The sequence below is a fragment of the Rothia sp. CCM 9418 genome (assembly GCF_048512825.1).
Taxonomy (GTDB): Bacteria; Actinomycetota; Actinomycetes; order Actinomycetales; family Micrococcaceae; genus Rothia.
The window spans coordinates 411253-429274 of record NZ_JBLXXX010000001.1 but is presented as its reverse complement, the minus strand read 5'-3'; the positions used below and the strand labels follow the sequence as shown (position 1 = coordinate 429274).

Annotated in this window: 17 protein-coding genes and 3 tRNA genes; 8 read left to right on the top strand and 12 right to left on the bottom strand. The window is 47.5% G+C overall.

Features of this window, described 5'->3' with window-relative positions:
• Positions 1-99: 99 nt before the first annotated feature.
• Positions 100-618, bottom strand: a complete 519-nt coding sequence (locus ACN083_RS02040) for a DM13 domain-containing protein (RefSeq protein WP_419101159.1) — start codon at positions 616-618, stop codon at positions 100-102.
• Positions 619-1071: 453 nt separating this feature from the next.
• On the opposite strand from ACN083_RS02040, the gene ACN083_RS02035 reads away from it, so the two are divergent.
• The 3 genes from ACN083_RS02035 to ACN083_RS02025 all read left to right on the top strand — a co-directional run bounded on the left by ACN083_RS02035 (position 1072) and on the right by ACN083_RS02025 (position 1398).
• Positions 1072-1144: transfer RNA gene (locus tag ACN083_RS02035), tRNA-Glu, on the top strand.
• Between the two features lie 44 nt (positions 1145-1188).
• A tRNA-Asp gene (locus ACN083_RS02030) sits at positions 1189-1262 on the top strand.
• Positions 1263-1325: 63 nt separating this feature from the next.
• Positions 1326-1398 (top strand) — tRNA-Phe (locus tag ACN083_RS02025).
• A 161-nt stretch (positions 1399-1559) separates the two neighbouring features.
• Here ACN083_RS02025 and ACN083_RS02020 read toward each other — a convergent pair.
• From ACN083_RS02020 to ACN083_RS02000, 5 genes are all read right to left on the bottom strand, one after another.
• Complete coding sequence (locus ACN083_RS02020) at positions 1560-2363, bottom strand: exodeoxyribonuclease III (RefSeq protein ID WP_419101158.1); 804 nt, start codon at positions 2361-2363, stop codon at positions 1560-1562.
• Between the two features lie 19 nt (positions 2364-2382).
• The gene (locus tag ACN083_RS02015; RefSeq protein WP_419101157.1) at positions 2383-3828 is read right to left on the bottom strand and encodes a glyceraldehyde-3-phosphate dehydrogenase; all 1446 of its coding nucleotides are present in this window, start codon (positions 3826-3828) and stop codon (positions 2383-2385) included.
• A 189-nt stretch (positions 3829-4017) separates the two neighbouring features.
• A complete protein-coding gene (locus ACN083_RS02010; RefSeq protein WP_419101156.1) occupies positions 4018-4956 on the bottom strand; it encodes an aldose 1-epimerase family protein in 939 nt (312 codons plus the stop codon).
• Positions 4957-5049: 93 nt separating this feature from the next.
• On the bottom strand, positions 5050-5400 hold the full coding sequence (locus ACN083_RS02005; RefSeq protein ID WP_419101155.1) for a hypothetical protein: 351 nt from the start codon (positions 5398-5400) through the stop codon (positions 5050-5052).
• Between the two features lie 9 nt (positions 5401-5409).
• Positions 5410-7086, bottom strand: coding sequence for a sodium:solute symporter family protein (locus tag ACN083_RS02000; RefSeq protein ID WP_419101154.1), 1677 nt, complete (start codon positions 7084-7086; stop codon positions 5410-5412).
• A 270-nt stretch (positions 7087-7356) separates the two neighbouring features.
• Here ACN083_RS02000 and ACN083_RS01995 point away from each other — a divergent pair, with 270 nt between their 5' ends.
• From ACN083_RS01995 to galK, 3 genes are read left to right on the top strand one after another with little or no spacing between them, the layout of a single operon-like run.
• Positions 7357-8118, top strand: coding sequence for a DeoR/GlpR family DNA-binding transcription regulator (locus tag ACN083_RS01995; protein ID WP_419101153.1), 762 nt, complete (start codon positions 7357-7359; stop codon positions 8116-8118).
• Entirely contained in the window at positions 8115-9257 is a 1143-nt protein-coding gene (gene galT, locus ACN083_RS01990) for a galactose-1-phosphate uridylyltransferase (protein WP_419101152.1), read from the top strand. The genes ACN083_RS01995 and galT overlap by 4 nt, the downstream gene beginning before the upstream one ends.
• Positions 9254-10540 (top strand): galactokinase, encoded by a 1287-nt coding sequence (gene galK, locus ACN083_RS01985; protein ID WP_419101151.1) that lies wholly within the window; start codon positions 9254-9256, stop codon positions 10538-10540. Before galT ends, galK begins: the two co-directional genes overlap by 4 nt.
• 151 nt (positions 10541-10691) lie before the next feature.
• On the opposite strand, the gene ACN083_RS01980 is transcribed toward galK, so the two are convergent.
• Genes ACN083_RS01980 through ACN083_RS01965 form a run of 4 tightly spaced genes read right to left on the bottom strand, consistent with a single transcriptional unit; the run spans position 10692 to position 12637 of the window.
• Positions 10692-11036: a DUF427 domain-containing protein gene (locus ACN083_RS01980; protein ID WP_419101150.1), complete on the bottom strand. Its 345-nt coding sequence runs from the start codon at positions 11034-11036 to the stop codon at positions 10692-10694.
• A 3-nt stretch (positions 11037-11039) separates the two neighbouring features.
• Positions 11040-11438: a hypothetical protein gene (locus ACN083_RS01975; RefSeq protein WP_419101149.1), complete on the bottom strand. Its 399-nt coding sequence runs from the start codon at positions 11436-11438 to the stop codon at positions 11040-11042.
• A 5-nt stretch (positions 11439-11443) separates the two neighbouring features.
• Complete coding sequence (locus ACN083_RS01970) at positions 11444-12145, bottom strand: Crp/Fnr family transcriptional regulator (RefSeq protein ID WP_419101148.1); 702 nt, start codon at positions 12143-12145, stop codon at positions 11444-11446.
• Positions 12146-12190: 45 nt separating this feature from the next.
• The gene (locus ACN083_RS01965) at positions 12191-12637 is read right to left on the bottom strand and encodes a hypothetical protein (RefSeq protein ID WP_419101147.1); all 447 of its coding nucleotides are present in this window, start codon (positions 12635-12637) and stop codon (positions 12191-12193) included.
• 434 nt (positions 12638-13071) lie between these two features.
• Here ACN083_RS01965 and ACN083_RS01960 point away from each other — a divergent pair, with 434 nt between their 5' ends.
• The gene (locus ACN083_RS01960) at positions 13072-13605 is read left to right on the top strand and encodes a YbhB/YbcL family Raf kinase inhibitor-like protein (RefSeq protein WP_419101146.1); all 534 of its coding nucleotides are present in this window, start codon (positions 13072-13074) and stop codon (positions 13603-13605) included.
• Positions 13602-14423, top strand: a complete 822-nt coding sequence (locus ACN083_RS01955; protein ID WP_419101145.1) for an HAD-IIB family hydrolase — start codon at positions 13602-13604, stop codon at positions 14421-14423. The genes ACN083_RS01960 and ACN083_RS01955 overlap by 4 nt, the downstream gene beginning before the upstream one ends.
• Positions 14424-14730: 307 nt before the next feature.
• On the opposite strand, the gene ACN083_RS01950 is transcribed toward ACN083_RS01955, so the two are convergent.
• Positions 14731-16089, bottom strand: a complete 1359-nt coding sequence (locus tag ACN083_RS01950; RefSeq protein WP_419101144.1) for a uracil-xanthine permease family protein — start codon at positions 16087-16089, stop codon at positions 14731-14733.
• Positions 16090-16368: 279 nt separating this feature from the next.
• Positions 16369-17847 (bottom strand): peptide MFS transporter, encoded by a 1479-nt coding sequence (locus ACN083_RS01945; RefSeq protein WP_419101143.1) that lies wholly within the window; start codon positions 17845-17847, stop codon positions 16369-16371.
• Positions 17848-18022 lie beyond the last annotated feature (175 nt).

Below are 18022 nucleotides of genomic sequence, written 5' to 3'. Positions count from 1 at the left end.
TGTTCTACGTCAACGGTAGTTGGGCTTGACGGTACGTATATGACAGTGGCAGGTCAAGAGAGTTCTTGACCTGCCACTGTTGTATTGAGCGTATAACTGTTAGTTGAGTGTCGCAGCGCCGAATGGGGAGCTGAAACGTTCGCACCAGATGACAACACTCTTAATGGTGTTGATGTCTACGTTGGAGGGAATGGGGTAGTTCTGGTTTCCATTGGTTGCTTTAAGGTCTCCGAGGTTGGTGTAGTCCTCTGCGCTGAGGGTGGTGAAGTCTCCTGTTTGGTCGGTGAGGATGACTTTGAGGTCGGGGCCATCTAGTGTTGAAAGATCTTCGAGGCGTAGTAGGTGTGTTCCATCGTTGAGGGTGATGATTGCTGCGGTTCCTGTTGTGTCGTGGTCGAGGGAGTGGAATGTTCCTTGTGTGGCTGTTTGTGGTGTTGGTGTGCTTTGAGCTGTTGGCTGTTGGCTGTTACTAGTCACTGGTTGTGTTGATTCTGGTAGTGCTTCGTCGATAGTTGAGCTGGTGAAGGCTCGCCAAGGTTGGGTGAGGGATAGGACTATTCCTAATACGACGAGTGCTGCAATGGAGAGGATAAGCAGAATATTTTTCTTGTTCTTCATGTGTGTCCTTGTTCTTGTTTGATGTATGTGGTGTGGTTTATCTGTATAGCATGATGTGGGTGCTTTTTATTCCGAGTCGGGCGTTTTGGGTGAAAGTGTTCTGTTTCTGTGTGAACAGGAGTAATGTTGGTAACAAAGGTGAATATTGTGCGCTGGCGTTTTTGAGGTAATGGCATCGTGGATGAGGTGTTTTTAGGCGTTGGTGGCGGTTTTTTGCGGTCTTTTAAAACTTTTTTGAGAAATTTTTTTACTTGATAAGGAAAGTATATTTTCTGAAACTTCCTTGATTTTTAGCGGTTTTTATGGATTTTATTGTGCTGTTATCTCGCGTATTGGTCGGTTTTTAATAAGAAAAAATGGTTTTTTGTCCATTTTGAGTTTGCATGCGCCCCAAAACTGTCGTAAGCTTATTGAGTCTTGAACGGCGGGGTAAAAACCGCTGGTTCAGTCCAGGCCCCCATCGTCTAGCGGCCTAGGACGCCGCCCTTTCACGGCGGTAACACGGGTTCAAATCCCGTTGGGGGTACTTGTAGATTACATCTACAAAGCCTAGTTGATAATTTCAGCTATGGCCCCGTAGCGCAGTTGGTTAGCGCGCCGGCCTGTCACGCCGGAGGTCGCGGGTTCAAGTCCCGTCGGGGTCGCTCCGACCGCGTATTTCTTTATGATGAAATATCGCGGTTGTGGCATATATACAGCATATGCCTGGCTCTGTAGCTCAGTTGGTAGAGCGTGCGACTGAAAATCGTAAGGTCACCGGATCGACGCCGGTCGGAGCCACAAAATCCACTTGTACGGGCTTCTAACGTGCAGGTGGATTTTCTATTTAACACACTTCACCAAGAAACATTCCTTATGGGTGTCATTAAAATTAAAAGAGCGCCTAACCAGAACCAAAACAGGCTCTCAGTCAAGCGCTCTCCCTCCACAAGGTTTAGAAGCTAGTCTGCAATCTCTACAACAACAGGCGTATGATCACTAGCGCCCTTCCCTTTACGCTCCTCGCGATCAATATGAGCACTTTTTACACGCTGCGCCAACGCTGGAGAATATAACTGAAAATCAATACGCATACCCTCATTCTTCGGGAAGCGTAGCTTCGTATAATCCCAATACGTGTACTCGCCCTCCGTGAACGGACGAACGACATCAGATAGTCCGCTCTTGTTCATAAAAGCAAAGAACGCGTCGCGCTCTGGCTCACTAACGTGCGTCATCTGATGCTCACGGAAATAGTCAATATCCCACACATCATGGTCGTAAGGAGCAACGTTCCAATCTCCTACCAGCGCAAACTGTGCTTGAGCATCCGCGCTCAGCCAAGAATCAACATTAGAACGTAGCTCTTTGAGCCATTCCAACTTATACGCCATATGAGGGTCTTCAAGTCCGCGCCCATTAGGAATATATAAGCTCCAAATGCGAACGCCGGCGCACGTTGCACCAATAGCACGCGCCTCCTGAACCGGAGTGTCACCAGGTTTAGCGAAACTTGGCTGACCTGCAAAGGTCCGCTCAACATCTTCTAATCCCACGCGTGAAGCAATGGCCACACCATTCCATTGACTTAACCCAAAATGAGCAACTTCATAACCCATAAAATCAAAAATTTCATAAGGGAAATTTTTCTCTTGAGCTTTTGTCTCTTGAATAGCAAGCACGTCAACGTCAGAACGGTCTAGCCATTCTTCAACGCGTTCAGCTCGTGCGCGAATAGAGTTTACGTTCCAGGTAGCAATCTTCATACCCTCTAGGGTACATGCTCTATCGTGCGGGCGGGAATGCTGGAATATGCAGACCTGCCATCTTCTCTACGACTCGGATTACCTGACAAGAATACCCAAACTCATTGTCATACCACAGATACAGAACCGTTGTATCCTCGGTGACCAGTGTGGCTAACCCATCGACAATGCTCGCCGTGCGTGACCCCACAAAATCGGTAGAAACCACCTCGTGTGAATCGGTGTAATCAATTTGACGGCGTAATGACGAGGTTAAAGATACCTCACGTAAGAGAGCATTAAGTGACTCTTTAGAATCTGGTTGTTTTTCTAAACGCAGATTCAAAATAGCTAGTGATACATCTGGTGTTGGAACACGAATGGCACTACCTGTCAGCTTTCCCTCAAGCTGAGGAAGTGCTTTAGAAACAGCTTTTGCCGCACCTGTCTCAGTAATAACCATGTTCAACGCTGCAGAACGCCCACGCCGGTCACCACGATGGAAGTTATCAATAAGGTTTTGATCATTGGTGAAGGAATGAACCGTTTCAACGTGACCAGAGAGTACCGTAAAGTTTTCGTCCATAACTTTCAGTACTGGAGTGATGGCATTAGTTGTACACGATGCTGCTGAAAGAACGGTGTCTTCGGAAGTAATAACAGAGTCGTTAACACCGCAAACAATATTTTTAATATCTCCTTTGCCAGGGGCTGTGAGCAATACTCGAGAGGCTCCTTTGCTCTTGAGATGTTGGCTGAGCCCTTCGTGATCGCGCCAACGCCCAGTGTTATCAACGATGATAGCGTCACGAATACCGTATTCTGTGTAGTCTATGGTTGCTGGGTCGTTGGAATAGATGAAACGAATTGGCGTCCCGTTAGCAATGATGGTGGAATTCTGCTCGTCTACGCGGATAGTTCCTGCGAATGCTCCGTGTACGGAGTCTCGTCGCAAGAGTGAGGCCCTTTTGTAGAGATCGTTCTCTCCATTTTTACGGACGACAACGGCACGTAAATTAAGCCCGGAACCACTTGTTCGTTCAAGTAGTATGCGGGCTAGAAGACGGCCGATGCGACCAAAACCGTAGAGAACAACGTCTTGGTTGGTTGCTGTTTGTGTTCCTGCTTTTTCAACAACGGGGGATAGTTCCTCGCGTAACCATTTTTCGAGCTCTGTTGATCCAGAACGCTCATATTGTCGGTATAGTTCTGCTAATCCGATAGAGCAGGGTGCTAATTGGAGTTGGACGAGTGTTTGTAAAATTTCTAGAGAGCGATTGGTGTCGAGCTCTTCATGGTCGATTTGCCGAGCAAATCGGTGTAATTTCAGAATCTGAATGACGGATTGGTTGACGAGGGAACGTCCATGAATACTGACAACTACACCGTATTCTCGGTTGAGTTTTCCAATGAGCGGAATCATTTGTTCTGCTGCTGATTCTGCGTCGTTCCATGCAGTGTTTTTTAGGGTGCTAGAGAGCGCCACGGCTTCCTTCTTCCTTGCGGTGATACGTCTTCGTATTCTCCGAGCATATGTGCTTGTAAAACGTTAGATGTACGCCTCGTTGCGTTCATCTAACGTTTCACAGCTTACCTGCAGAAATAAGGTAATTCCGTATTTTACAGAGTTTTTCTTTATATACCGATTAGGGAATAGAAGGAGGGTGTGTATTTTCTATGCCTGATCAAAAGCACGAATTCCCCACCGTGAAATATGCTCTTCACCAGGAGAAAGAACCACAAGATGAGTTCCGCTATTGAATGCATTGGCAGGTGCTGTCATCGGTTCAACCGCTAAAGCCCGACGTTCTAAGCCGTCGGTGTATACCTGAACCCACCGAATACTTTCATCAAAAGTCAGTTCCACACCAGAAGAACGATGAACATCAGCATAAAGACGAACATGGCCGCGCTTATCAGCGTAAGAGAGCGAACCAAAAGCATGGTCTAGCTCCATCTTGCCTAAGAGCGCACCATCACGAAAATCTAAGGATGTTCCTTCAACAGAATGTTCTGCTACGGGTAGTAAGCGCTCATCTGTTTCAAGATATTTTTCTGCAGGAATCTCTAGCACCCACTGGTTTAGGGCTGATGCTTGGTCAATATTCCCACCGGCACTCAGATAAGGGTGAGCAGCGTACGCATAGGGTGCGGGTTCATCTCCCACATTTTGCGCAGAAAACTCTACGTGAAGTCCTTCATTATTGAGAATATACGTCACGGTGTATTTCAGAAAGAAAGGGTATCCGGGGCATGGCGGAAGCTCAAGAGTGCCTGATAGCTGAGCCTGATGAGCGTTTATAACGGGCTCTTCAAAAGACCATCGTTGCCACATCACGAGCCCGTGAATAGCATTATGTCGTTCCACTTCAGATATCGGTAGTTGATGCTCGACCTCGGAAAAAGTGTATCGTCCGCCGTCGATACGGTTGGGCCACGGTGCAAGGTGTGAGCCACGTGCTCCAGCGCGTAATTCGTTGGGAGAAGTTGGAAGAATAAGCTGTTTGCCTTGGGGTGATATAAGGGATTCTAGGTTAGCTCCCACCTCGGCAATGGTGGCGCTATACCCACCAGCGTTTAACGTGTAGGTTGTCCCAGAAAATGATGTAGACATAAACTTCTCCGTAGATAGACGGTTGTGTGAGAATCTTGCAAGAAAATAGCACTGTGGCTCAATAGTTCATACTATTGAGCCACAGCATTATTTTTAGTGTTCTTCAGCTAAAGTGCTTGCTTCACCTTCAGCAATTTTTTCTCCAATAGATTCAACATTGGCGAGAATATCCTCCGCGGGGACGGGGGAGAGCCTCGCCCATAAGAAGAAAAGGATACCGCCGACGAACATGCTCAACCCAGTCCATAGGTTGATGGGGATACCGCCGGTCAGTGCCTTGTCTGCTACTGGGTCAAGAATCCCTGTAGCTGTTACAAGAACACCATAAACAACGAAGAGTGCGCCGATAATGTTACGTAGGTCAGTACGACGGGTAGAGCGAACAAGTTGCTCTTTCTCTTCGGAACTAAGCACTACAGCTGTTGGTTGGTTTTTGTTGCTCATAGTGACTCCTTAGATAATGGGAAGATAGAGCAGAACGCAGAGGACAAGAGCAATGGTTCCAAGGAGCGCTGGGGAACGGTACCATGCGGTATCGCTCGCTACAGAATCTCCGGTGAGGTCGATGGTACCAATACCGTAAACCAATCCTGTCAGCTCTTCTTCTGCCTTCGGTGTAGTAACCATCGATACAGCAACGGAAACAACCATCACGGTCACGAAGGAAATAATAGCCATGTAGAGGGTTCCTGCAGTGCCGGTTTCGAAGAGGGTTGGATCGTTCAAGTACCAAATCCATACCAGTGCAGGTGCGATGATACCGCTGACATAACCCCAAAGACCTGCTTGAGGAGTCATCTTCTTCCACAATAGGCCGAGAATAAATACGGCAAATAGTGGTGCATTGAAGAATGAGAATAGGGTCTGCATATAGGTCATGATATTACCGAACTGAGCCGCGAGGAATGCGGTGAAAACTCCGATAAGAACGCCAGCAACGGTAACCCACCGACCTGTAGAGAGGTAGTAGGAATCGCTCATCTTTGGTTTGATGTATTCCTGCCAGATGTCATAAGTAAATACGGTGTTGAAGGACGAAACGTTCGCTGCCATACCAGCCATGAAGGATGCCATCAAACCGGTGACGGCAACACCAAGAACACCAGAAGGTAGATACATTTGGATGAGCTTTGGAATGGCGTCGTTATAAGTGAGAGTGCCGTCTGCAAACTGGTTACCGATGGTTGCTGCGGCAATCATGCCTGGAATAACTACGATAAAGGGAATGAAGAGTTTGGGGAAAGCGCCGATGAGTGGGGTGCGGCGGGCTGCAGACATGTTCTTTGCAGAGAATGCGCGCTGAACTTCGGTGAAGTTGGTGGTCCAGTAACCGAAGGAAAGGACGAATCCTAGGCCAAGAACAATTGCCAGCCAGTTTGCACCAATGGGGTTGGTGACGTGACCAATTTCGGTGCCTTGCCATGCGGAAAGGTGAAGGTTGTTGACGCCTTCGGTGTTCATGAGGGCTGTTTTGAGTCCGCTCCAACCACCTACGCGGTGCATGCCAACAACGGTAAGTGGCACAAGCCCGGCAATGATGACGAAGAACTGCATGACTTCGTTGTAGATTGCTGAAGATAGACCACCGAGGGTGATATATACAAGCACGAAGACCGCGGAGACGATAATTGCAACCCATTGTGGCCATCCGAGCATTGCTTCAATGATGATAGCCATAGCGTAGAGATTGATGCCTGCGATGAGTACGTTGGAGATGGCGAACGCTAAAGAATTGATGAGGTGTGCTGGTCGTCCGAAGCGTCGGAGCATAAATTCGGGGACGCTTCGTACCTTTGAGCCGTAGTAGAACGGCATCATGACGAGGCCTAGGAATACCATCGCGGGGATAGCGCCGATGAAATAGTAGTGCATGGTGGACATGCCGATTTCTGCGCCGTTTGCTGCCATACCGAGAATTTCGGTGGCTCCAAGGTTTGCAGAGACGAAAGCTAGGCCTGTAATCCATGCCGGCATGGACCGTCCAGAGAGGAAGAAGTCCATGGAGGTTTTGACGCTTCGGCGGGCGATAATGCCGATTGCGAGGACGGTAACGAAGTAGATGATGAGCATTAGATAATCTACAAAATGTAGATCGAGTCTCACTCCATCAGCAGATGCTACAAGAGACATAGTGGAGCTCCTGGGTTTTGAAAACACAACAACGACCACGTTGAAATGTTTATTTTTGTTTATATGTGGTGTGTGGCAACATTGCCAATTCAATGACCAGTAAACCCCTATAAGTATTTTAATGCAAGGATTAATCAAGAATATTTCTAAAATTATCTGAATGTTTTCCATCTAGATAAAAAACTTGTGTTCAAAAATGTTTGTTTGTGATTGAATGGAGGGTGATACATCCTTGTATCTACAGCCAACAGCACAACAACAGGAGGCCCCATGCTTGCATCAGAACGGCACAGCCAGATTCTGCGTGAGATTGAAGCCCGTGGCACTGTGCTCACCGGCGAACTTGTAGACCTACTTAACGTCTCTGCAATGACTATCCGCCGAGACCTCAACGAACTAGCTGACCTAGGATTACTCGTCAAAGTCCACGGTGGAGCAACCTCCTTCAGAGCCAGTAGCGAACCAACCTTCGCTACAAAAATGCTCCTGCATGAGCCAGAGAAACAACGGATTGCTCAGCGCGCCCTACAATATGTACACCCAGGACAAACTATCGGGTTCTCTGCTGGAACAACGTGCACAACCATCGCCAGGAACTGCCTTAAAGTTCCAGAACTGACCGTTATTACTAATTCTCTTCGCGTTCATGACACTTTTCATCAGTCGCCATCTGACGCGCAAGTACTACTGACCGGAGGGCAGCGCACTCCATCAGACGCTCTCGTCGGGCCTATCACGGATCTTGCACTGGCAACTTTGCACATGGACGTACTTTTCCTGGGTACTTACGCCGCAGACCTTAAGCAAGGACTAATGAGCCCCACTCTGATTGAATCTGCAACAAACCGTGCCCTCATTGCCTCAGCCTCACAGGTTATCGCCGTCTTTGACCACAGTAAATGGGATATTCGAGGGTTGAGCCAATTCGCCCCTTGGGAAAATATCGACACCGTCATTACCGGCGCAGATATCCCTCACGAGGCTCTCACTATTTTGAAAAATACTGTAAACGAGGTAGTTCTAGCATCATGACAACCACACGCACACCATTGACACCCACCGTCGTCAAAACCTCAGCAACACTCGCTGACGGGCGAGAGATTATCTTCTATGACGACTCCGCAGCATACGTTAGCGGAGAAAAAGCCCGCACCGTCCACGACCCGCGTCCGCTAGAAGCACGAACCCTACCACCACACGACGCCGCATCCATACGCACCGACCCTCTCACCGGATACCCCGTAGCTATTGCAGCACATCGACAAAACCGCACCTTCCTCCCCCCAGCAGATGAAGACCCCCTAGCACCTGCCGGACAAGGAAGCGTCCCTAGCGAAATTCCTGAACCAGAATACGATGTCGTTGTTTTCGAAAACCGCTTCCCCTCACTACAAGGGCCCTATGAAGTTCTCAACGATAACACTCTCAACTATGAGACAACTCCTGCTGGGCGCTGCGAAGTTGTCTGCTTCACCTCTAACGCTGTCGGCTCCTTTGCAACATTGAGCCAACAACGAGCACGCACCGTCTTTGAAGCATGGAAAGACCGCACTAAAGAACTACTCGCTTTAGACTCCGTACGTGAAGTCTTTATCTTTGAGAATAAAGGTGAAGAAATTGGTGTAACGTTGCACCACCCGCACGGGCAAATCTACGGTTATTCGTACCTTACGCCTTACACCACCGCACTGAAAAAACAAGCTGACGCTTACGCTCAAAAAAACCGTAAAGACCTTCTTGCCGATGTGCTATTGAGCGAAGTCCGAGACGGGCGGCGCATCATTCGACGAACCGAAAACTTTACCGCCTACGTCCCGTTTGCGGCTAAATGGCCTGTGGAGTTCATGATTATGCCTCATAAAGCAGTCAAAAACTTTATGGGTTTTACCTCCGAAGAGCTTGATGAGCTAAGTGAACTCTACTTAGACCTACTAGGACGACTTAACCGCTACTTTGACGGTGTTGAACTGCCCTATATCTCTGCATGGCATCAAGCTCCATCTGAGGGCGCAGAGCATATCTCCCGCATGTTCTTACACGTATTTTCCCTTAAACGTGCCCCTGAGAAACTTAAATATCTTGCCGGTTCTGAATCTGCAATGGCAGCGTGGATTAACGACCGGACACCCGAAGAAATTGCTGCTCGTCTGAAAGAAGTTGATCTCCCATGAGCACTCCACACTGGATTACTAATCCCACCCAAGAAGACCAAATTCACACGGTTGTTAACGCATTCATCGCAGAATACGGCTACGAACCAGCTGGCGTATGGGCTGCACCTGGGCGCGTAAATCTGCTTGGTGAACATGTTGATTATGCCGGCGGAACTGTTATGCCCCTAGCGTTGCCACATCGCACTCTCGTTGCAGCATCACCTCGTCAAGACGGCATGCTACGAGCTGTATCAGATCAAGCTGATGGTGTTGAGCAGATCGCTCTTAAAGATATTGCCCCAGGTGCGTTGAGCGGCTGGTTTACTTATGTTGCTGGTGTTCCGTGGGGAATGAAAAAAGTTGCTGATATTGACGTTGTGGGCGCAGACCTCGCCATCACGTCAGCCGTTCCCGTGGGAGGCGGACTGTCCTCTTCTGCAGCGTTGGAATGTTCTGTCGCGCTAGCTCTGGACGAGCTCACCGCTCAAAGGCAAGAAACTGCACCGCTTCATCAAACCGATGAAGGGCGCGCAACCTTGGCACAGGTATGTATCGCTGCAGAAAACAATATTGCCGGCGCTCAAACGGGCGGAATGGACCAATCCATTTCCTTACGTGCTCTTGAAGGTTCTGTGCTGACCATCGACTGCCGTGATTTTAGTACTAAACCCCTCACTGTTGATGTGGCTTCTGCCGGTTTGGCACTCCTGGTAATTGATACAAAAGCACCACACCAACTAGCTGACGGACAGTATGCTCACCGCCGTGCTATTTGTGAGCTTGCAGCAGAGGCATTCAACGTAGACAACGTGCGTAACGCTATGCCAACGCATATGAGCTACGCAGACGCAGAAGCCGTTGTCCAACGGTGGGAAGAAAGCTTAAGTAACGTCGAACTTCCTGAAGACACCACCCCAGAACAAGCCATAGCTCGCATACGTCACGTAGTTCATGAGATGGTGCGAGTCCAAGAATGTATTGATATATATTCTGCTTCTGTGACCGATGAGAGCTGGAAACGTCTAGGAGAGCTATTGAGTTGTTCTCATGCTTCACTACGTGATGATTATGAAGTGACTGTCCCTCAACTAGATGTCGCTGTCGAAGCCGCTGAGCATGCCGGTGCTTTAGGCGCTCGCATGGTAGGCGGCGGTTTTGGCGGTTCAGTGCTTGCTTTGGTCCCTCAACAGAAAATTGAGGATATCGCCGAGGCTGTGGTGAATGCTTTTGAACAGCACGGTTTTGGTGCTCCTGCTTTTGTTGAGGCGACGCCCGGTGCTGCAGCAATTCAAGTGAAATGATAAAGTAGCTAGAATCTTTCCAAACGAGGAACATGTCTATTGTTGTCTGTGATTCCTCGTTACATACTAGGGGGTGTGTTTGTGTGGCTTATGCGACTCAAGGGGAACTCTAAAGGCTAGAAAGCCTGTATCCTGTCGAGAGCCACCAAACTCATCCTCTATTTTCTCTGGAGTTGATGTCTGTCTGGGTAGACTCCTGAACGATGTCAATTCCTTGAGTTACATCAAATGCTACGCGTCCTTTAACAAACCATGCCCACGGCAATGGTAATGGATAAACCCATGCACCATGAGAGATGCGTTCACCGTTGACTATCACATGCTGATAACGAGCAATGCCTTTCCACACACAAAGTGTGCGCAATCGTGCTGGCTCTAGTGCCTCAGAAATAACGTCGTGAGAGGGAAAATAAAAGTTTCCCTCTATCAACAGCGCATCTGAGGTGCGAGCAATCTCTTGACCAGATGCTACTGCGCGTACCGTATAACGGCGCATCTTTTAGTTCTGCCTTTCAATGTTCATGAGCTTCTGAGAGATAAGGGATACTAGCGCTTCAGCAGACTTATGGCATTGTTCAAGCTCTCCAGAATTAATCAAAATAAAGCCGGTTCCGTCTTGAATATATGCAATAGCAGGAGCCTGTGTATCAGGAATAATCTTTTTTAACAGGTCATTTCGTTCGTTCAAATGTACGGCGCTAAAAGGAACTGACAATGTTGCACAGGCTGTTTTCCATTCTTTTTTACCGAGCGGGTTAAGACCATGTGTAATATCGCAAAGCGCACAAGAGCGCGTATGACGGAGCTTTCCCCACACATACGAAAGCTCCCCTTTAATTCCTCCATCTGCGGCATAAACACCAATAAGTTGTGCAGAAGAAATTGAATGATCGGTCACTATGTTTATTTCCTTAAATCATCGGTTGAAGGGTGAATAGATGCTTGCGTATATAATGCTGGCATATCCGTAAGAATGACTTTTCCACGTCCTTGCCGCACTATTCCCTGAGTAGCAAAATCTGCCAAGGTTTTACTTGTAATCTCACGGCTCACACCTACAAGATTTGCAATCTGTTCATGAGTTAGACGAACGATAGGTTTTCCTGTGATGAGGGTTTTTTCTGATGTTTTGAGAAGCACTCGTGCAATACGTGCTGGAAGTGGCCTCAACAGATTATCTGAGAGCCGTTCCTCTAGCTCTTGAACGCGTTCAGCCAAAATTTTTGAGACTTGCACCGTAAACTGTGGATCAGTGTTCATGAGCTCTTCAATATGGCTGACCTTTAAAGCGCATACCTGACATTCTTCGAGAGCTTCTGCATAGTTTTCATGCATTGACTGTCCCATGAGCGCCATCTCGCCAAAAACCATTCCGGGGGTCAAAATGGCGATGGTTAACGTTTTACCGCTATCGATAATGCGAAATACACGGATTCTTCCCTTTTTAAGGATAAAGAGCGTTTGCTGCTGGTCTTGTCGAGAGAAAATCAGTTCACCACGGCTAAAAAACTGCGCAGGAGCAAGTGATTCTAAATGACTCATTTGTTCGGGCGAACAATGAGAGAAAAGATCTGATTCGCGAATACAAGCAAAATCGCTATCCATATTTGCTCCAAGCTACTGACAGTCGGTGTGCTGAACCCGAAAATATTATGCGCGTTGGAGAACCACCATAGCAGTGAGTCCCATAACAACACCATAAACGATGTGTCCCATCAAAGAGAGCAAGGTAGCGGATGTAATAGTGAATACTGGTGCTCCCATCATCAGTGGCATCATTAGAAGAGGTCCAACAATCCAGAACATTACTCCGATAAGGCTACCTGCAATGAGTGCACCGGAAACGTTAGTAAGTGATTGGTCTTGACCTGAGAAGTGAATAATAGCGCCGGCAAGAGCACCAAATACACCAGAAATCATCATGTGCATTGCAAAGCCTACAAAAGCTGATTCTGAGCCAATCATGCTAGCAAGCATGGGGAGCATCCCCATCATTGCCATCATCATGCCAAAAATAACGCCTCCTGCTAACCCGCCGATAGTAGTGGCTAGAATGGTGGACTTGGTGGTGTTAGAAAACGATTGAGTGTTCATCATATGTTCTTTCTTCCGTGTGCAGAATGTATGTCATACTCTATGAAGCATTGAAAAGAAGTTCTGTGAAGGTGTTTACAGAAAGACAAATACCCTCTGAATTTTTTGAGAACGCATGGTAAAGGACGGCTGGAAAAATACACTTTTCACCTTTATTTAGTGTGTTTTAGCAGGTGAAAGCCTAAAAGTAGAAAAATTTTCTAAGGTAAATCTCATCTTTGGCTTCTATGATGATTCCTATGTTCTTGACGTGTTAGTCCAAGAACGCCCTTACCCTGATTCACTATGAGCAATACTGTTGTTTTTTATGGTTATGTCATGAATAGACAAGCTGTTGTTCTTCAACTTTCTGGCAACATGAGATAAAGGTTTATGCCAGTTCAGAATCAGGGTAATCTAAAGATATAAACTACTCTCATATAGGAGTGCACCCCCCCATGCTTCAACGCGAACCCTATGCACAGCTACCACAGCTACCCTCTTTCACGCTTACATCTGAGGATCTTCGTGACGGAGAAAAAGCTCCGCAGTGGCTCACATCAGCTCTTTTTGGTGTTGAGGGAGGAACTGACACTTCACCACAGCTATCGTGGGAAGGTTTCCCTGAAGAAGCAAAGTCTTTTGTGGTGACATGTTTTGACCCTGACGCACCAACTCCTTCTGGTTTTTGGCACTGGTGTGTTTCAAATATTCCTGCCCAGGTGACATCTTTAGAACGCGGTGCTGCACAGAAGCTACCAGAGGGTGCGCTTGCACATCGTAATGACGGTGGCACTGACTCCTTTATTGGCTGTGCTCCTCCTGCCGGACATGGTGCTCACCGCTACATTTTCTGTGTTACCGCATTAGATGTTGAAAAGCTTGAGGTGGATGAGAATACTGCCCCTGCCGTCGTGGAATTTAACATTTTCTTCCACGGTATTGCTCGTGCTTTCTTAACAGTGACTTATGAGGAACATCCCTCTTCATGATGCGGTTAATTGCTAGCGATTTGGACGGCACCGTACTTGGAGAAGACTTTCGCTTTCGCCCCCGTACTATAGCTGCTTTAGAGGCAGCTATATCGGCAGGCGTTGAAGTGGTCTTTGTGACGGGCCGTCCCATTCGTTGGCTTACCCCTTTGCATGAGCAACTTGCCTATGATTCGTATGCGATTTGTTCTAATGGTGCGGTGGTGTATCACCTGGGTCGGGGTGAAATTGTTTCAACCTCTTTGACTCCTATGCGTGATATCGCCACCGCCCATCAGTGTTTAACAGAGTCCTTTCCTGAAGCAACGTTTACTCTTGAGACGCTTGAGAAGATTTATGTTCAGGGTGAGTTTGAAATAACGTCTGTCTTAGAAGGTGCTCCGATTATTTCTGGTGATTTATCAGATGCGTTTATCGAAGAAGATGCTGCAGTGAAGTATCTGATTCACCATCCACACGCGGATCCGTACGAGTTGTTAGAACGTGTACAAGCGGTGATTGGGGAATCTTTAGGAGCGACGCTGGGTGTGAAAGGTCAGGCGCTTGTTGAGATTGCTCGTGCTGATGTTCATAAAGGACATACCTTAGAACGTTTCGCGTATGAACGTGGTATTCCCGCTGCTGATGTTGTTGCTTTTGGTGATATGCCGAATGACGCGCAGATGTTGTTATGGGCAGGGGAGGGGTATGCGATGGCTTCTGGCTCTGCTGCTCTGATTGAGCAGGTAGGGCGTACCTGTCCTGCTTTTAGTGAAGATGGTGTAGCTCAAATTATCGAAGAGTTTTTGAGTGCGTACTGTGATAATTCTGAAAAATAACCCTTTTCTTTATCTTTTGTGCAGTAAATATTTCCTCGCATAATCAGCTTGACTAGGACAAATATTATTTCGATATCGAATCGTTATGAGATGTTCAGGTTTCTCTCACTTTATACCTATTCTTCCCAAAGGTGAACAGTGTTAACTATTGATTAGACGGTTCGATAGAGCCCTTGCTGAGAAGCGAAATGTGTGTGTGATAATGTTATCGACTTTCGAGTTGATGATAAAAGGAAGAAGCCAGGCTGGGGAGCCTGGCTTCTTCCTTTTATCAAAAAGATACTAACCTCGTGGCAAGCAGAACAGCCTAGAGAATTGCAGAGCGTTCTGAATCGTCGGTAGAAGAATCTGAAGACATCGGTTTTAGCGGTTCAGGGGCACTTTCACGGGAACGCGCAATAAACGCCATCGCATGGTACACCACAAGAGTTGCCGCAGTACCTAAAGCAATACCAGCGAACTGAAGATTACCAATATCCCACGTGTAGTCAGCAATGCCAATAATGAGAGCTACAGACGCCGCACTCAAATTCACTTGATTTGAGAAATCTACACGGTTTTCTACCCAAATACGCACACCAAGCATACCAATCATGCCGTAAAGCACAGTCGCTGCGCCACCAAGAACACCAGCAGGAACAGACGCTACAGCCGCACCAAAGACAGGGAATATGGAAAGCGCAATCGCAAAAAGAGCCGCAAACCAGTAAGCAGCAGTCGAATACACCTTAGTCGCTGCCATGACACCAATATTCTCTGCATAAGTGGTAGTACCAGAGCCACCGCCCATGCCCGCAATTGTTGTTGCAAGACCGTCAGCCATGATGGCACGCCCCGAATAAGAATCAAGATTTTCACCAGTCATCAGAGCAACAGACTTAACATGTCCAATATTCTCAGCGACCAGAATAAGAATGACTGGAATGAACAAACCTGCTAGGTTCCAATGGAACTCAGGCGCTTGGAAATGAGGAAGGCCAATCAGCCCTTGCTCCTCCCACGTCTTATGAATAACGCTAAAGTCTACTTCTCCACGAATGACAGCAGTCAGGTAGCCAATCATAACGCCCAAGAGGATGGACAAACGTCCTGTCATCCCTCTAAAGATAACGGAAATGAGAAGTATGGAACTAAGAGTGACGAGAGCCGTAACAGGTGCTTTCATGAAGTTATCTTTTGCGCTAGGGGCAAGATTGAAACCGATGAGAGCAACAATAGCGCCCGTAACGAGCGGCGGCATTAACGCTGTGAGCCATGCGGTGCCAGCCACCTGAACGATAAGTCCCACGATAAAAAGTGAGATACCTGCCATGACAATGCCGCCAAGAGCACCAGCTGGTCCTGCCTGATTCATCGCAGCCCCGATAGGTGCAATAAAAGCAAAAGAAGATCCAAGGTAGGAAGGTACTCGTCCTGCGGTAATGATGAGGAAGAGAATTGTTCCTAATCCAGAGAAGAGAAGCGTCGTTGCCGGCGGAAAACCGGTAATCAGAGGCACAAGGAAGGTTGCACCGAACATGGCAACAACGTGTTGAGCGCCAATTCCGATGGTGCGTCCCCATGTGAGTCGTTCGTGCGGAGCAACGACGTTTCCGGGGGAAATATGTTTACCGTTACCGTGAAGTTCCCAACGGAACGGGGAACGAGGTGAGGTATTTGAGCTCATAAGAGGCTCCTGCTGATTGTGAGTATGTAAAAGAACCGCTGATTATTGTACGTCAAAATATGACAGGAAACCCCACCTGAACCCAAGAAAAGCAATAGACAGAGCACACATACAAGGTGAAAACACTCCACCAACATATGCCGAACTCAACGATTAAGAGCCATATAACGACATCTCTTAAACCACAAAACACCACGTAAACAACCGGTGGGTGCACCATGATCATGGTGCACCCACCGGCAAAATAATAATTCTTGAACGCTTATAGGTCTCAGCTCATTAGCGGATACCTTTCATACGCTGAAGAATCCAACCATTGAAGAACCAGAGGATAACGCCGATAACAATGGTGCCAACACCGAGGATGGAGAAATAGGCTACCTCAGTCTCCTCAGAATAGAACTGTGCCAACCAACCAGAAAGCACCGTTCCCATGGACACTGACGTAAAGTAGAACGCCATCATATTGCTTCGATGAGCTTCAGGGGCAAGCTTTGTCGCTAGCGAGAAACCCACCGGAGAAATCGTCAACTCAGCGATGGAGTATACAAAGAGGATAAGAACAATCCAACCAACGTTGACAGAAGGGTTACCTGCCTGTGTAAGGAAAATCAGGAACGCAATACCTACACCAATGATGCCAAGGGCAAATTTAATAGGTGTTGGAGGCTGACGATCACCAAGTTTCGTCCACATGGTGCTAAAAACAGTACCGAAAAGGATGATGAACACAGGGTTAATAGAGTTAATAGTGCTGGGAGGGAATTCAAAACCAAGAATGTTCCAGTCAAGGCGAGTATCAGAGTACACTGCCATGACGGTGAACTGCTGCTGGTAAAGTGCCCAAAACACGGCGTTACCAACCCATAGCGGCAAGAACGCAATAACTCGTGAATGCTCTGTCTCAGTGGTCTGCTGTGAGGTTAGTAGCTGGTACGCCAACGCAGAAGCGCCAAGGAGGATAAGACCCATGACCCAGCTAGAGAGGTTATTCGCAGTTACAACACCTAAGGAAAGAAGAAGCGCGATGATGCCGAGCACCGCGATAGCTGCAATGCTGTAACGGCGTTTTTCGTGTGTTTGAAGAGGGTCAGAAATGGTGTGAACCTCAGCGGGAAGATTCTTACGTGTCAAAGAATATTGAATGAGACCAAACGCCATACCAATGGCAGCTAGACCAAAACCAAAGTGGAATCCAAGAGTCTTCCATGCAAAGCCAGTCAATAGAGGACCAAGGAGAGCACCAATATTAACACCGATATAGAAGATGGTGAACCCAGCATCTCGTCGCGGGTCAGTTCGTGAGTAGAGTGATCCGACGAGCACTGACGCGTTAGTTTTAAGGCCACCAGAGCCGATTGCGACAAGAACCATACCGATAATAACTCCGGCAACACCAGGGAGTAATGCAAGAGCTATATGCCCTGCCATAATGGCAAGCGCCGAATAGAACAATGTTCGTTCTGGCCCAAATACGCGGTCACCGAAGAACCCTCCGACGATAGCGAAGAGGTAAACCATCGACCCATAAGCGCCGATGATACCGGTAGCTGAACTTTCTGGAAGTCCAAGGCCACCGTCTGCTACCGAATAGTAGAGGTAGTAGACCATGATGCCTTGCATACCATAGAACGAGAAACGTTCCCACATTTCTACGGAGAAAAGGTTTGCCAGCATACGGGGATGGCCAAAGAATTTTTTGCCGGTCGGGTTATGAGGATCCGATACCGGAGAGTTTCCTGCTGCTGCAGAATTCATATCAACTCGCTAAATTTTTTTTGGGTACTGATACATCTTGTACACAGATGTTTTCTTGTAAAACCTTAGTCCAAAAACTGGTTTATCTGCATATTCTTAGCATATTGCCTTGTAAAACATGCTTTATCGAAAGAAACACATCGTAAATGAGGAGAAACTTTTTAACATTCCTTCA